This is a genomic window from Singulisphaera photorubra, assembly GCF_045290345.1.
Taxonomy (GTDB): Bacteria; Planctomycetota; Planctomycetia; order Isosphaerales; family Isosphaeraceae; genus Singulisphaera.
Genome location: NZ_CP155447.1, coordinates 2,199,626 through 2,215,830 on the forward strand (window position 1 = coordinate 2,199,626; position 16,205 = coordinate 2,215,830).

Annotated in this window: 7 protein-coding genes; 3 read left to right on the forward strand and 4 right to left on the reverse strand. The window is 64.3% G+C overall.

What is annotated here, in order from left to right; genetic code table 11:
- Nucleotides 1-381: 381 nt before the first annotated feature.
- From V5E97_RS08565 to V5E97_RS08580, 4 genes are all read right to left on the reverse strand, one after another.
- Nucleotides 382-3,297 (reverse strand): DUF4394 domain-containing protein, encoded by a 2,916-nt coding sequence (locus V5E97_RS08565; RefSeq protein WP_406698906.1) that lies wholly within the window; start codon nucleotides 3,295-3,297, stop codon nucleotides 382-384.
- Nucleotides 3,298-3,628: 331 nt separating this feature from the next.
- Entirely contained in the window at nucleotides 3,629-5,245 is a 1,617-nt protein-coding gene (locus V5E97_RS08570) for a TolC family protein (RefSeq protein ID WP_406698907.1), read from the reverse strand.
- Between the two features lie 118 nt (nucleotides 5,246-5,363).
- On the reverse strand, nucleotides 5,364-6,803 hold the full coding sequence (locus tag V5E97_RS08575; RefSeq protein ID WP_406698908.1) for an efflux RND transporter periplasmic adaptor subunit: 1,440 nt from the start codon (nucleotides 6,801-6,803) through the stop codon (nucleotides 5,364-5,366).
- Between the two features lie 143 nt (nucleotides 6,804-6,946).
- Complete coding sequence (locus V5E97_RS08580) at nucleotides 6,947-10,174, reverse strand: efflux RND transporter permease subunit (RefSeq protein WP_406698910.1); 3,228 nt, start codon at nucleotides 10,172-10,174, stop codon at nucleotides 6,947-6,949.
- A gap of 941 nt (nucleotides 10,175-11,115) precedes the next feature.
- Between V5E97_RS08580 and V5E97_RS08585 the strand changes: the two genes are divergently transcribed.
- The 3 genes from V5E97_RS08585 to V5E97_RS08595 all read left to right on the forward strand — a co-directional run bounded on the left by V5E97_RS08585 (nucleotide 11,116) and on the right by V5E97_RS08595 (nucleotide 16,193).
- Entirely contained in the window at nucleotides 11,116-11,673 is a 558-nt protein-coding gene (locus V5E97_RS08585; RefSeq protein WP_406698911.1) for an ECF-type sigma factor, read from the forward strand.
- A gap of 61 nt (nucleotides 11,674-11,734) precedes the next feature.
- Nucleotides 11,735-15,082 (forward strand): serine/threonine-protein kinase, encoded by a 3,348-nt coding sequence (locus tag V5E97_RS08590; protein WP_406698912.1) that lies wholly within the window; start codon nucleotides 11,735-11,737, stop codon nucleotides 15,080-15,082.
- 121 nt (nucleotides 15,083-15,203) lie between these two features.
- Complete coding sequence (locus V5E97_RS08595) at nucleotides 15,204-16,193, forward strand: hypothetical protein (protein ID WP_406698913.1); 990 nt, start codon at nucleotides 15,204-15,206, stop codon at nucleotides 16,191-16,193.
- Nucleotides 16,194-16,205 lie beyond the last annotated feature (12 nt).

Genomic DNA, 16,205 nt, shown 5'->3' on the forward strand with positions numbered 1-16,205 from the left:
GCGGTTCGTGTTGTCGTGACGATGGTCGCGCACGATTCATAACCTGATTTATTTTCTTGAAACTTTCATGTCGCCGATATTTTTAAGCGTTAAGATTCGGCGATCGCTGAACAAGAATAGCATCCATTTGCCCGATCGAAGAGCGTCTGTCGCTGCTGTGTTGGAAAAGTGCATCCATCGAAATTCCCTTGTCGAGAGGCTTCACCCTCGGTTGCGCGCGATCGAACGGTCCGGACCACGAGAAGGGTGACAACCACGCTCGCCGGGCGAAGCGTCTCGGTTGCAGGGATGAGGAATCGGCTTGCCGCCTGCGATGATCGCGGACGACAAGCCCATTTCGGAAACGAACGCCCATGTCATGGAGCGTGAGATTCCGGCCCGTTATCGTCCGGCTTTTCGACCCTGAGCCTTGAACAAGGCCGCGGCGTGCGGGTGATTTGCGAGTTGAGCTCCCCGGTTCGGGCCGGCCGGATGGGCGTTGCCGGCGTTCTTCTTGAGGGCCGTCTGTCGTTGGTCAGCCTGGTTCGCTGCGCCGGTTCCGTTGGGGGTGGAGACGGGGACGATTTTGCGGAGCGGTCGAAGACCGGCCACGAAGTGGCCTCCGGGCTGGGCGTTGCCCGAGGGGAATCGGCCGGTGAACTCGCCGTTGAGCGCGTTGCCGGCCAGATCCGCGATTCCACTGGCGTTTGCAGCGAAGCTGTACCGGCCGGCGCGGAGTGGCTTGCCGTTGTTGATCGCAAGATTCACGACTTGAGCATTCGTGGGTTTATTCTGGGGCGCTGTCGTGGCTTGCGTGATCCGGAGTCGTCGGTTGCGGAGGGCCACCGGCCCGATCCCGGTGAAGATGTAGTTGGCCTGGTTGGTGATCCCCGCTTGATCGAGCCCGCTCCGGTCGTCCTGGAACGTGGCGTTGATCTGTCCGTTGATCCGACGGAACTCGAGATTCGTCACGGTGGGGGCCACCGTGTCGATCGTGAGACCGGCCAACGAACTGGTCGCTTGTGACCGACCATTGGCGGAGGTCGCTTCAAGCACGAGGCCGGTGTAAAGTCCATCCGCGAGCGGGTTGAGGACGGTCGCCTGCCAGTCGCCATTGGCGTCAGCGACGGCCGAGGCAATCCTTTGTCGGGTGGCGGGATCGGTGCCGTTGAAGATCTGGATCAGGGCCCCAGGTGATGAGATCCCGGTGAATGTGGGCGTGTTGTCGTTGGTGATGCCGTCCTGATTGGAAACGCCGGTGTCGCTGGCGGCATCGAGTCGACCTGTCACCGCGATCGGTGGCTCAATCACCAGGATCGAGGAGTTCATGGTGACGGGACTCTCCGCCAGGTAGGTCCTGGTGACCGTAACCATGGATAAATTGTGGTAATAAATGGCGATAGACGGATTTGTTTGTAGGGGTGTGGAGCCCCAGGTCGATCCGACAGGGTGGACCCCTACGACAGGTCCGCCTAAAGTGGACTTTCCCCCCGTGTCGTGGATCGTCGTGGTGACAGTGAAGTGGCCCGAGACCGAATAGAGATGATCCCCATAGACATAAAAGTGCGTGGGGTCGTTTGTGTCCTGGACAACGGTTCCTGCTGAGGAGGTTCCGTCGCCCCATTGGATCGTCACCTGGTAGTCGGCCGCCTTGGCCCCGGGATCCGGGTCGGTGAACTGGGCGACGAGCCTATGGGTGAACTCGGTTCCCGCGGTGATGGGGGAGATCGGGACCACAGTGGGGAGCACCGGCTGAAGGCGCATGCCCTGAACATTTAGCACGTTAACCTGTTCGATCTCCGCGTAGTTCACGGACACCGAGTAGGTCTCGAAGGGGAGGAAGCGAAGGCTCTCCAGCGTCACGCTTACCGAAGCCCCATCGGCATCGGCAAACAGCCTATCCAAACCACCACCACCGTCGAGGTGGGTTCCGAATGCGGAGAGGCCTAAGTCTTCGACAATATAGAAATCATCGTTGCCTTTGCCTGCCATGACCGTGAGATAAGTGGGACCACCGTTGTTAGTGTCGATCGTTACGGGGATGCCGAATCCCGCGACCGTCGCGATGCTTCCTGATCCGGTGACGATCGCGGAGGCGACTTGGATGGTTCGCGCGATTGGGCTGGCGCTGTCATCGAGTTTCAGTGCATGGTTTTGCCCGTCTCGGAAGTTGATTTTGAACGAAGCAGACAGGCTGCTGAAGGGCGCGGAGGCACTCCCGAGCGTGACAGCATCTTTGCCACCGCGCGTGATCACGAACACTGACACGGCGGCGTCCGTGGAACTCACCGTCTGATCGCCAGGGAGACTCGAGTCAAAGTCGAATGCGCTGTTGTATCCCGCCACGCCGAGGTCAAACTGGTTGTTCCGTAACAGGCCCCCCGACTGATCGATCACCAGGGTATCGGTCGACTCACTTCCGGTGAGGATGACGGTCGAGCCTTCGACCTTCGAACTAAAACCATCGGGGGCGATCGCTAACGCTCTGAGCGGCTCACCGGCCGGCGCGATCAAGGTCGCGGCCCCGGTGCTCAGGTTGATCTGGTAGAGGCCGGTGGTGTTGTCGACAACGAGCGTCGTATAACCGACGTTCTGGCCGCCGACCGTCTGGATATCGAATCCGGCAACGGCCGAAGCGTCGACCCCGAGCGCGCCGACGGTAGTCAGCGTTCCGTCATTCGGCGGACTCTGGATCGCGAGGATGTCGAGGTGCGAGTCGATCTGGTAGAGCGTCGTCGCCGAGGCGCTCGAGAGGTTATTGCTGTAGGCCGAGCCGACCACGTTCGGATCCTGGCCCGCAGACGAATCGCCCGCGAGATAGCTCAGCGTGCCATCGGCCGTTGCGGCTCCCGTGGCGACGTTGACCCGCAAGTTGAGGTCGGTGTCGCTCACGATTCGGAGCCGATCGGGGATCGGGTTGAAGTCGAGTCCGAAGCTGGTTCCGGTCACCGGAACATCGATCGTCGCCGCGAGCGTGGCCGCTGCCGACGTGGTATCAATCGTATAGAGCCGGCCGGTATGGTTTGCGTCGGTCGTGAGTGCGTAGAGTTGACGATTCGCGGGCCGGAAATCGATCCCCTGAATCGTTTCGCCGGCCCCGATGTTGGTAATCGGATTCGACTTGAGGATGATTGCGGGAAACGCGGAGTCGAACTTGACGAGCGTCGAGGCCGCAGTCAGGCCGAACATCGTCGTGAGTAGGGTCCGACTCTCGCACTGTTCCAGGATTCCGATCCGCCGTTGGTGTCGAAGCGGCTTTCTGGCCCGGTCACGGAATGACGAGTTGACTTTCTTGTCTCTGCTTGATACTGGGGCCATGCTGTCGCGCTCCTGCTGCTGATCGTTGTGCGGGCTTACTCAGCTAAGTTGGATGCCTGCATCGTGTGTTGGTCGATAACTTCTTCGTAGATGAAACCGAATCGGCGTCTGTAAAATTTTATGAATTGACCTCTGGCGAATCATTCCTGCAACATCGTCGACGCCTGAACACCGGTTGTCGTGTGCTTTAGATGGCGATCTGTGCGCATGGTTCCTCGCTTGGAATGGTTCACCTGTTGAGAAACAGGTTGTGGATCACATGCAGATTTGTGGTGGAATTCCGGATGAATCCCCGCCGCCGGACCCTCTTGAACACGAACGAGGAATCTTGTTAACCCGGGTTGTGACGAGCAGCAGCAGTCATCGGGGAGGGAAGGGCGGGGGCGGGGACAGCGACCGGGGCAGGCGGGAATAAGTCGAAGCTCGGGGGGCGGCCCAAGGCGCGGTAGAGCCGGAACTGGGCACGGTTATGGGCGAGGACGGAGTCGAGATAGTCGGCCCGGGCCTGGGCGAGGGCCTGGATGGGCTGGAGCACTTCAATGGGGCGGGGGGCGCCTGGGAGACCAGCGCCTCGGCGGATATTCGTGAGATTCAGCGTGAGTGACTCTTGGGCTTCGGGGAGGGCTCGGCCAGCCTCTTCCATTTGCCGGGATGAGGCGATCCGCTCTTTCTCGGCCCGAACAACCTCGGCGGCGATTCGGTCTTGCACTTTCAAGAGCTCGAGGTTCGCCGTGCGTTGCTGGGCGGCCCTTTGCTTGGCGATGGCCCGGTCGGCGAATCCCAGGTTTTGGAGTTCCCAGTACAGGTTCACGTCGGCATCACTGCGGCTGTTGAAGTCGCCGAAGAAGCTGTTGGCTCCTCCGCCGAACCCACCGCCGGAATAGCGGAACGCGAGGCTCGGGATGAACGGCCTGAGCTTCGCTTGCTTGAGGCGGATCAAGGTCGCCTGGACGAGCGCCTGGACCTCGGCCAGTTCGGGGCGGCTGCGGAGCGCAGTGATGATCAAGGCGTCAATCGAGCATGTTTCGGGCACGAGGCGGAGGACCGTCTCGGGCGGTTCGACGGGGGCGACGACGAGCCTGGGGTCGAGCCGGGTGCGGCGGATGAGCTCCGTCGACGCCAGCTCGATTTCGCCCACGGCGACTTCGACGTTCTTGCGCTGACGGTTCCGCTCGGCGAGGCTTCGGCGATAATCGGCGTCGAGTCCGGCCCCGGTTCGCGCGTACGAGGCGGTGAGGTTCGACAAGGTCTCGGCGTTCGTTGCGGCCTCGCGAGCGATGGCGAGCCGGCCCGCCGCGAGTTGCGCGTCCATGTAGGCTTCGGCGACGCCGAGCAGAGCGTCATTGGTGGCCGCCTGAATCCCCGCGCGGCGGGCGTCGACGACTTGCCTTGCAGCAAGCGGTTCAAACAGGGCATCCGAGAACCGGAGGATTGAGGTCAGGCCGGAAACCTGCGCGGGGCCACCGGCGGGCACCGGGCCGCTGACGCTCGAACCGGCCGCGGCCGTTGCGCCCAGGAAGAGGGAGCTTTTGCTGATGGTGCGGACCTGCCCCTCGACGACCTGGGCCTGGCCGTCGTGTCGAATCCAATTCGGGCCGATGTAGAGGCTCGGGAGCCACTGGACTTGCGCCTGTTGCAACTCGGCGATGGCGAGCGAAACCTGTTCGCGAGCGATGGCGATGTCGAGGTCATTGGCTCCCGCGAGCCGGAGCGCGCTCGGGAGGTCGATCGGCTGGATCATCTGCCCAGGGACCAGCGGCGCTCCGAGACCGGACCCGGGGGGCATCGCGATCGCCGTGCTCTCAGGTAGTTTCTCGTCGGTAAGTGCCGGCGGGAGGGGATCCGGCTGGCTCCGAGTCTCGGCTCTGGTGTCGGCTGCTCCAAGGATGAGCAACACGACCGCCGATCCGATGAACCTGGATTTTCTGGCGGGTATCTTGCGGTTCATCGGGCCCTCCTTGGCCGTGCGATACCGAGACCTGCCTTTATTCTCGTACTTGCGGGTTGTCTCGCGTAAGCCGATCGCACCGAGGAGGAGAGATGTGGGACTGAAGTTGCCGGTTGGGTTAGCTTTTCGGGCTCGCGGGGTTGGGTTGCGGCTCGTTGATCTCGACGGCTTGCCCGTCGGCCAGTGAACCGGCATTGGCTTCGACGACCCATTCGCCTTCGCGGAGGCCCGAGATAACCTCGGTCCGCTTTCCTTCGGTGAGTCCGAGCTTGATCTCGTTCCGCGTGGCTCGCCCGTCCGCGACGGTGACGCAGAAGGATTTGCCGCCGTCCTTGACGATCGCGGTCGTTGGCAAGGTCAGGGCGTTGGCGTGCTCTTCCGCGACCACCGTCACATAGGCGTAGAGCCCGGGGCGAAGCGCATCATCGGGGTCGGGGAGGTCGATTTCGGTCAGAAGGGTGCGCGTCGCCGACTCGAGGGCCCAGGCCGTTCGCGTGACTTTGCCGTCGAACGTCCTGCCGTCGAGGGCGAGCAGGCGGACGTGGGCGGGGTCTCCGGCATTCACGAACGGGGCGTCGGTCTCGGGAACGCCGACAGAGATGGTGACGACGCCGGATCGGGCCACGACGAATAGCGGCTCGCCGCTGGTCCCCGGCGTGGTCAACTGGCCGGTATCAGCCCTCCGGCGGATCACAACGCCGTCATAGGGGGCCTCGATCTTCCGATAACTCGCCATCGCCTCGGCACGCTCGGCATCGAAGCGGGCGACCTCGACGTGTGAGGCGGCCGCCAGGACGTCGGAGCGGGCCTTGTCGAGGCGGGCCTTCGCCTCGGCGAGTGCGGCCTCATTGGATTTGACTTGGGCCTGAACCTCGTCGCGACTCGCTTCCGCGGCTCCCACCTTGCTGCGAGTCTCGTCCACGAGGCTCCCCGTGAGGGCACGTTCCTGGGCGAGTTGCTGCACGCGGCTAAACTCCGATCGCCAGCGGGCCACGTCCGCCTCGGATCTCCGGATGCCCGCCTTGGTCTCGCTGAGCTTCGCCTCGGCGCTGAGGACTCCGGCCAGCGCGACGTTGACGGTCGCGTCGGCCTGTTTCTGCTCGGCATGGGCCTGGTCGATCAGCGCGCGTTTCTGCTTGAGGTCCGCCTCGACTTCGGGCACCCGCAGTTCGGCCATCACCTGGCCCTTTTTGACCCGGTCCCCGATATCTACCGAGACGGTCTGCAAATAGCCGGCGAGCTTCGCGTGCATGGGGGTGACTTCGACCGCCTCGATCTGGCCCGGTTGCTCGCTGATCCGCCGGATGGTCATCCGCTCGGGAGTGACCGTCGTGACTCGGGCCACTGGCGTGGACGGAGCGTTGGCCGTCGCGGCGTGCACGGCTGCCTTGCCGGTCGGCTCGCCGCAACCTGCCATGAAAATCGCGACCAGGCTGAAGGTCGCGAGGCTTGCTTTTACGAGGCTTGATTGTGACCGCCTGGTCGGTGATACCGCCTGGTCGGTTTTGCCGGACTCATGCTCCGACGTCCGGTCGCCATCGCACTGGGGTTCCTGCATTTGGATGGCCCGGACAACATGTTGTTCGAGATGTTTGATTGAATCGATATATTTGCTGACTTTGCGAGACCGATGGCGCCCGAGGAGGCGACAATACCTATCGAGAGGTGACATGGCTCTTCTCTTTCGGAGGCGTTCGAAGCTCATGGGCGAAGCTCGATCTCTTGAGATTCGTGGGCGTTCCCATTGGCCGAGGCCGTGACGGGGCCGACCCCCGGCTCGTCGAAATAGCGGCTCTCCGGGTCGTCCGGATCCAACGACGCGGAGCTCCGGCCGGTCCAGCCTTGCACGAGCGCGAAGACGGACGGGAGAAAGAGGAGGGTGGCGATGGTCGCCGCGACAAGGCCGCCGATGACGGCCCGGCCCAAGGGGGCGGTCTGCTCGCCCCCCTCGCCCCAGCCGAGGGCCATGGGGATCATCCCGGCCGTCATCGCACAACTGGTCATGAGAATGGGTCGTAACCGCCCCTGGGCGCCGAAGACGGCCGCGTCGGTCGCTTTGGTGGCGTCCTCACGTCGTCGCCGTTCGGCGAAGGTGACGAGCAGGATGGCGTTGGCGACCGCCACGCCCATGGCCATGATCGCCCCCATGAACGACTCGATGTTGATGGTCGTCCCGGTGAGCCACAAGGCGACGACCACGCCCGCGACCACGGCAGGGGCCGTCGAGATCGTGACCAGGGCGAGCCGGATCGATTGGAAGTTCGCGGTCAGCAGCAGCAGGATCACCACGATGGACATGGCGAGCCCGATAGAGAGGCCGGTGAGCATCTCTCGCATGGGGACGACCTGGCCGCGGATATCGACGTTCACCCCTTTGGGCGGAGTCCCTGCTCGTTCCAGGGCTTCGGAAACGCGACTCGCCGCCCTGCCGAGGTCTTCGCCGACGATGTTCGCGGTGAGGCTGATCGATCGCTTCATGTTGTAGCGATCATATTCGCCCGGCATCGTACCGCGTTGAACTTTGGCCACGTCGCGAAGCAGGAGCGAGGGACCGCCCGAGCGCTGGATCGGGATGGTCTCAACCTGCTTCATGGAGTCCATGACGGCGGTCGGGATTTCCACTTGCACCTGATAGCCGATGCCGGTCTTCGCGTCGGGCCAGTAGTTGGGCACGATGAAGCGGCTCGACGAGGTGGCGGTGACGAGCGAGCGTGAGATCTCCTCGGCCGTAACTCCGCTGAGCCCGGCGCGCTCCCGGTCGATGTCCACGCTCACGGTCGGGTAGTCGAGGGCCTGGGCGTACTGGAGGTCGCGGAGCGAGGGGACCTTGGCGAGCTCGTCTCGGACCTTCGCCGCAAAGGCACGGTCATCGGCGTAGTTCGGGCCGCTGATGGCGACTTCGATGGGCGTTGGCGAGCCGAAACTCATGACGTCGCTCACGATGTCGGCCGGCTCGAACGAGAACTGGACCTTCGGCAACTGGCGAGTCAGTTGATCACGCAGCCGCCTCTTGAGGGCCTCGACGTCAACGTTGGCCTCGTGGCGCAGGGCGACCCTCAAAAGAGCCTCCTCCGGTCCGGCGGTCCACTGGTAGATGGCGTTGATCGGGTAGCTCGACGGGATGAGGCCAACATAGCCGACGGAGATGGCCACCCCCTGATCGCCGACCTCCGCTCGCACCGCCTCAAGGGCCGCTTTGGCAATCGTCTCGGTCTTCTCGATGCGCGTGCCGGCAGGCGCCTTGATCCGGAGCTGAAACCGGCCGGCGTCGACCCTCGGAAAGATCTCCAGGCCGAGTTGCCGCCCGACCCCATAGGTGATGAACGCGGCCGCCGCGAGATAGCCCGGAACAACGAGCCAACGAATGCGGATGAGTGGCCTGAGACCTCGGCCGTAGAGGTCGCGGAACTTGTCGAAGAGCGAACGTCTCGCGGCTGATCCCTCGGGCCGACGGTGGTGCTTGAGCAGCCAGACCGAGAGGACCGGGACGAAAGTGCTCGAGAGCAAGTAGGACGAGACCATCGCAAAGCCGACGGCCAGCGAGAGCGGGACGAAGAGGGCCTGGGCGGCCCCTTGCATGAAGAACGAAGGGATGAAGACGGCGAGGATGCAGAGCATTGCGAGTAGCCGCGGGACCGCCGTGTCGAGGTTACCTTGCCGGACCGCGCGCGGGATGTTCTCGGTCTGCTCCATCTTCGCGTGAATATTCTCGATCTCGACGGTCGCCTCATCGACCAGGATGCCGATCGCCAGGGCGAGCCCGCCGAGCGTCATCAAGTTCACAGTCTGGCCGGTCAGCCAGAGCGCGACGACCGCCCCGCAGAGCGCGAACGGAATATTCAAGACGACGACGATGACGCTTCGCCAGTCGCGCAGGAAGAGGAGCACCATGAGGCCGGTTAAAATCGCCCCCAGAACACCTTCGGTGACCAGACTCGTCATCGCGTTCGTGACGGTTGGCGACTGGTCGAACTCGAAGCTGACCTTGATGTCGTCGGGGAGGACCGCCTGCATCGACGGAATCGCGTCCTTGACGTTATTCACGACGGATATTGTTGATGCGTCGGCTCGTTTCGTCACGAGGATATAGACCGCGCGCCGGCCGTTGACGAGTGCGTAGCCGGTGGGGATGTCCGACGAGTCCTGCACGGTCGCGACGTCGCGGAGGTAGACGGTCGGGGTCACGCCCGGTCGGATCGGGATCGTTTTGAGATCATCCACCTGCCTGACGAGCGAGTTGACCGGGACGATCGGCATCTCGTCGCCGATCCTGATATTCCCCGACGGGCTGATCGCGTTCCCGGACGTGAGCGCTTTGATCACCTCGTCGGGCGACATCCGGTAAGAGCGGAGCCGGTCGGGGTCGACCCGGACGACGACGGTCCGCTGGCTGCCGCCGAACGGTGGCGGGGCCGAGACGCCGGGGAGGCTGGCGAACATCGGTCGGACCTTGAACAAGGCCTGGTCTTGAATCTCGCCGATGCTCTTCGTCTCGCTGGAAAGCACGAGGTAGCCGACGGGGACGCTCCCCGCGTCGAACCGCGTGATGAACGGGGAGACGGTGCCGGGGGGCATGAATGCCCGCGACCGCGTGACGTAGCCGATCGTCTCGGCCATCGCCTGGGCCATGTTCGTGCCCGGGTGGAAGTAAAGCTTCATCAGGGCCATGCCCTGAATGTTCTTCGACTCGACGTGGTGGATGCCACCGATATAAAGAAAGTGATATTCGTAGTAGTTGGTGAGGAGCCCCTCCATCTGGGCAGGGTCCATGCCGCCGTAGGGCTGGCAGACGTAGACCACGGGCAGATTCAGGTTCGGGAAGATGTCGATGGGCATCCGCATGACGGCGAGCCCGCTCCCCAAAGCGACGGCCACGACGGCCACCATCACAGTCAGCGGCCGCCGCATGGCGAAGACGATCGGGTTCATACGCTCGACATTCCTTGCAAGGGCGGACTACCACCTGAAAGCCGGGTCGGTGATGGGAAGAGTCGGTCCGGCCATTCCAAGTGGGGTTGAGGGCCTCTGGCTTCAAGTGGGTGGGGGTGGGAGTGGGGACTTGGGGGCGGAGAACCAGCTTGTCAAGGACCGCGTGACACGAGTCGCACCCTCGTGCGGGTCTCCTGGCCAAGCGTCTCGAACGCCCCCTCGTCCTCTGGGCTCTAGCGTCTCTTTTGGATTTTTTTTCGAGGAGGAGTCGCCCATTCGGTGCTGCAAAAGGCGTGCATGTTTTTTGGCCTCAATCTCCAGAGTTTGTGTGAGGCTGGCAATTTTTCGATCGCGTTCGCCAATATTAGAAAGCTTCGCGAATGTTCCGGCAAGGTGCACGATGAGGATTGTTGTGAAGTTGGTGACTGGGTAGGCCGGGTTGTCGATGAGTTGTCTGAGGGACGGTCAGGAGATAAGCGGGGCCGCCACTGGTGCGTGCGTCCGCGTGGCCGGAGCGGAAAGGATACATGCTTTTGTTAGCCGATCGTGAGGAAATCAAGCCGAAAACTCGTAAGTGTACGAGTTATGTGGGGCCTGGGGCGGCTGAAAGTCCCCTGATTTCTGCGTCATCAATACCGCGAGGAGCTTTCGCTTCGCGATTCAATACGTGCCGATTTTGTGACTGCGTCTCATGGAGCCCTGTTCTGCCGGGAAATCGCCGATTTCGGCCTGTGAAAGCCGGAGCCGCCTCTGGGGTGACTGCGCCTTTTGTGGGCGAATGACGCAGACATCACGACAAGCCCTGGGGGCAAGTCTACCCCCACGGATGTCAGGCCGTTAACTTGGAGACGGACAATTCATCTTCCAGGACCAGGCCGTGGGAGTCTCCGAGCGATCGAGCCCGGGCGTGGACCGAGCCTATGGGAGGGGTGCCCCCGCCGATGAACGACGTCACGCGCATCCTTGAGGCGATCGAGCATGGCGATCCGCAGGCCGCCGAGCAACTCCTGCCGCTGGTCTACGACGAGCTGCGCAAGCTCGCCGCCCAGCGCCTGAGGCAGGAGCCGCCCGGTCAGACGCTCCAGGCCACCGCCTTGGTCCATGACGCCTACCTCCGCTTGGTCGGATCCGACGAGGTCCAGCGCTGGGACGGCCGTGGCCACTTCTTCGCTGCAGCGGCCGAGGCCATGCGTCGGATCCTGATCGATAGTGCCCGCCGGAAGCATCGCCCGAAGCACGGCGGCGATCGGCAGCGGGTCGATCTCGAGTTCGCCTCGGACGCGATCGAGGGACCTGCCGAGGATCTCCTCTCTTTGGACGAAGCCCTTGAGAAGCTGTCTGCGGAGGACCCGGTCTCGGCGAATCTGGTGAAACTTCGGTACTTCGCCGGCCTCTCCAACGACGACGCGGCCGAGGCGCTCGGGATCTCCCCGAGGACGGCCGACCGCCGCTGGTCCTATGCTCGAGCCTGGTTGCATCAGGAGATGCTCGGCGCGTAATCCGAGCGTCCCGCGAAAAAATCCCCCGCGTTCTTGGCGTCCGACCCCGCGGGAACTCGCATTGGATTACGGCGGCCGAGTGGGCGAGGCCACACCAAGCGGGGGAGCCATCGCGATTAACGAACGATCCCTCTTCATCGAAGCCCTGGAGCTGGACGATCCCCGCGACCAGGAGGCTTATCTGCAACGGGCGTGTGGCGACGACGACGGCCTGCGGGATCGGGTTGATGCCCTCCTCCGATCTCACCGGACCCGCGACAGCTTCGTGCTGGACCGGGTGCCCGCGATCGGCTTCTTCTCTCCCATCGCGGAGCAACCCGTCGTCGTCGAAGGGGTCGGCTCGGTCGTCGGACCCTACAAGCTCGTGGAGGCAATCGGGGAGGGCGGGATGGGGGCCGTCTACCTGGCCGAGCAGCAGCATCCGGTCCGACGCCAGGTTGCGATCAAGCTCATCAAGCCGGGGATGGATTCCCGACAGGTGGTCGCCCGGTTTGAGGCGGAGCGTCAGGCCTTGGCCCTGATGGACCACCCCAATATCGCTCGCGTCCTGGATGGCGGGGCCAGCGAAGCGGGCCGCCCCTACTTCGTGATGGAGCTGGTCCGCGGGATGCCGATCACCGACTATTGCGACCGCGAGGGGCTCTCGATCGCCGAGCGTCTGGAGCTCTTCCTCCTGGTCTGCCGCGCCGTGCAGCACGCCCACCAGAAGGGGGTGATCCACCGCGACCTGAAGCCCTCGAACGTCCTGGTCACGGTCATCGACGGTGTCGCCGCACCCAAGGTCATCGACTTCGGGGTCGCCAAGGCCACCGGGGCGAGCCTGACCGACCGCACGCTGCATACCGGCTTCCATCAGATGATCGGTACGCCGCTGTACATGAGCCCCGAGCAGGCCGACATCTCGGGCGTCGATGTCGACACCCGGAGCGACATCTACTCCCTGGGCGTGCTGCTGTATGAGCTGCTGACCGGGTCGACGCCGTTCGACCGCGAGGCGATGCGTGCGGCCGCCTTCGACGAGATGCGGCGGATCATCCGCGAGGAGGAGCCGCCGAGTCCCAGCACCCGCCTGAGCTCGCTCGCCGAGACGCTCCCGACCGTCATGGCCAGCCGCGGGGCCGACCTGCGGCAACTGAGACGAGCCGTCCAAGGGGAGCTGGACTGGATCGCGATGAAGGCGTTGGAGAAGGATCGAAGACGGAGGTACGACACGGTCAACGCCTTCGCCGCGGACCTGATGCGACACATGGCCGACCTGCCGGTGGAGGCTTGCTCACCCTCAGCATGGTATCGGTTCGCGAAATTCGGTCGCCGGCACCGAACAGCCTTGGTGGCGGGGCTCGTCGTCGCCCTGGCACTCGCCGCGGGAACCGGCGTGAGCGTCTGGCAGGCGGTCGAGGCCAAGAGCGCCAGGCGGAGAGCCGAAGCCCTCTCCGCGCAGGCTCGCAAGGCCGTCGACGAGATGTACACCCAGGTGGCCGAGAAGTGGCTTGCGCAACAGCCGGGGCTGGTCCCGATCCAGCGGGAGTTTTTGGAGAAAGCCCTGGTCTTCTACGAGCAGTTCGCCGCCGAGTCGGGATCGGACCCTCAGGCCGAATTCGAGGCGATGAGGGCGATGCACCGGGTGGGTAGCATCCGGCGATCCCTCGGGCGGCACGTCGCGGCCGAGACTGCCAGTCGCCAAGCTGTGGCCCTCGGCACCGACCTCGTCCGCCGGCACCCTGAGCGGCCCGAGTTCCGCCTGGGAGTCGCCGAGGCTCGGATCCAGCTCGCGGTCTTGTTCCGAGAAACCGGAGATCCGTTCCAGGAACGCAAATGGGTGGGCATCGGCCATGTCGGACTCGGAGGAGGAACGCTCGAATTCACCTCTGGGACCCCTGAGAGCCGAGCGACCGAAGCGGAAGGAGAGATCCGACGGGCTGGCGAGGAGTTGGCGAAACTCAGGGCCAACATGCCCGCGACTGGCGAGTTCCGTCGGCGCCTTGCCGCAGCCTATACCATGCTTGCCAGCGAATTCGGCTCGGCACACCAGATCCCGGAGTCCGAGTCCGCCGCGAGGGCGGCGATCGAGATCGGGGAATCGCTCAGCCAGGACGACCCCGCCGAGGCTGAGTCTCGCTACGTCCTGGCGAAAGCCTTCGTCGAGCTGGGGATCCATTTCGGGCGGCTGAATGGCCAGGGTGTGAAGTCGGAGGAGGCCTATCGCCGGGCTGAAGCCGAGCTTCGGAAACTTCGCAAGGAACACCCCTCGGATCCTCGCTACCGGGCCCTCCTCGCGGGGGGCCTGATGAACATCGCCGTCATCTGCAATCAGACGAGCCGGGGGACCGATGCCGAAGAGGCGACTCGGCGAGCGGTTGCCCTTTTCGAGGGCCTGGCGGCCGAGTTCCCGGATCTCCCCAAACATCAGAAAGACCTGGCCTCCGCCCTGCGCAACCTCGCCGTGCTCGTTCAGGCCCCGGGTCGGGAACTCGAGGTCGATGGGCTCTTCAGACGCTCGCTGGCGATCCGGGAGGCCTTGGCCGGGCGCCACCCCAATGTGCCCGAATATGAGGTGAGCGCCTTGGATAGCATGACGGGGTTGGCGAAGGAGCTGAGACGACGTCGGGAGTACGGAGAAGCCGGGCGAATCATGCGGCAAGCCGCCGCCCGGGCGCAGACGCTCCAGAAGGAGCATCCCGAATTGAGTATCGTCCGAGGCATTCACGCCAACTCCCTGATGCCGTTGGTGCACCTCGAGCTCGCCGTCGGCGACCGTGCGGCGGCCTCTCGGGCCGCAGAAGACTGGGCGCGGCAGATCCTGAGCGAATTCACCGCGGAGACGCTCATCGGCCCGGTCGTGCAGCTTTGCGAGGCACAGCTCGAAGACGCGGCGGAAGCGGAAGCCGGCCCCTCGGGCCTTCGCGATGAGGCGTGGGCCCAGGCCAATCTCCTGAGGTTCAAGGCCCTGCTCAAAGAGGCGGTGCGTCGGGGGAACGACAGTGCGATGACCCTGCATGTCCTGGCGGACTTGTTGACCACGGCGCCGGAGGCGATTCGCGATCCGAAGCTCGCCGGTGAACTGGCTCGACGGGCGGTCGAGCTCAGCCCGCGGGAGGGCATCTGCCAGCAATCACTGGGTTGGACCCGATACCGCGAAGGCGACTGGAAGGGCTCCATCGAGGCCCTGGAGAGGGTGGATAGCTTCGCCGGGGCGGGCGACTTTATCGCGGCCATGACCTGCTGGAAGCTCGGTGAGAAGGCCAGGTCCCGCGAGTTGTTCGATCGCGCCGAGCGTTGGCTGTCCGGCTACGAGACGCGGTGGACTGACCGGGTCAAGCGAGGCAATTTGACCTATCCCCCGCCGTCGATGTTCAGGCGAATCCGCGCCGAGGCGGCATCCCTGTTGGGCGGCGCCCCGCCCACTTAACCGAACCTAAGCGTCCCACTGTGCTGCGCGGACGGGCCTGGCGGCCGATGTCCCCGCTCCCCTGTTGCGCCAGCCCGAAGGGCTCGCGTCCTGCTTCCTTGATTCGATCGAAAGGAGACGAATGATGCGACGACTGGTGCTCGCGGTGCTTCTGGGCCTCGTGGCCGCCCGCTCCGACGCGGGAGAGCTGTACTACTCTACCCCCGGCGACCCGAACAGCAGGAACATCTACGCGGTGAACGAGAACGGGGGCACGCCTCGAGTGGTGCTCTATGGTTCGGAGTACCCATCGGGCTCGATCGCAGGCATGACGCGCTTCAATCACGCCGGGAGCAACGGCCAGGCACTGGTCCAGGCGAAGCCCTACTCGGCACCGGCGGCCGACATCCAGCTCGTCTACCGAGCGTCGAACGGCCAGGTGATCACCAGGCCGGTGACGGACCTGGAGGGAGAGGGACTGAACCCATATGGGGACCCCGAGCTCGCCCAGGACGACAGCTTCTTCTCCTTCCGGGCGCGGGATGGGGCGGGCCGCTCGACGATCTGGAGGTTGAACGTGACGGTGGACCAAGCCCTGGCCCCCGACTACGTCCCACCGGCCTCGTTCGACGACCCACGCCTGCACCTGGTCGTTGACGACCCGACGAACGGGGCGGAGAACCACGGGCACACCTGGAGCCCGGAAGGGACCCGCCTGGCGTATCTGGACACCTGGATGGATGCCGGTGGGGTGGGGCGGATCTCCATCCGCATAAAGATCATGGCCGCCGGCTCGACCGATCCCCTCTCGCACCCGCGCATCCTCGACACGCTCCGGGAGACGAGCATCTGGGCTGCGAGTCTCCACTGGAGCCCAGTCAGCGACCAGATCCTCAACTTCTCGCGCGACGCCAACGGGCGGAATTGCGGCATCTGGGTGTGCTACGCCGATTCGCCGGGCGTGATGACGTGGGTGGCGAAGCCGATCACCACGAAGAGCAAGACCCAGACCGTCACGGAAGAGCTCCGGTTACCCCTCTGGCGGCCGGACGGCCAGCGGATCGCCTGCGCGTACACCAAGTACACGACGAACAAGCTCGGCACCACCACGCGGAGCAGCAGCCGGCGGTGATGACCCCGAGCG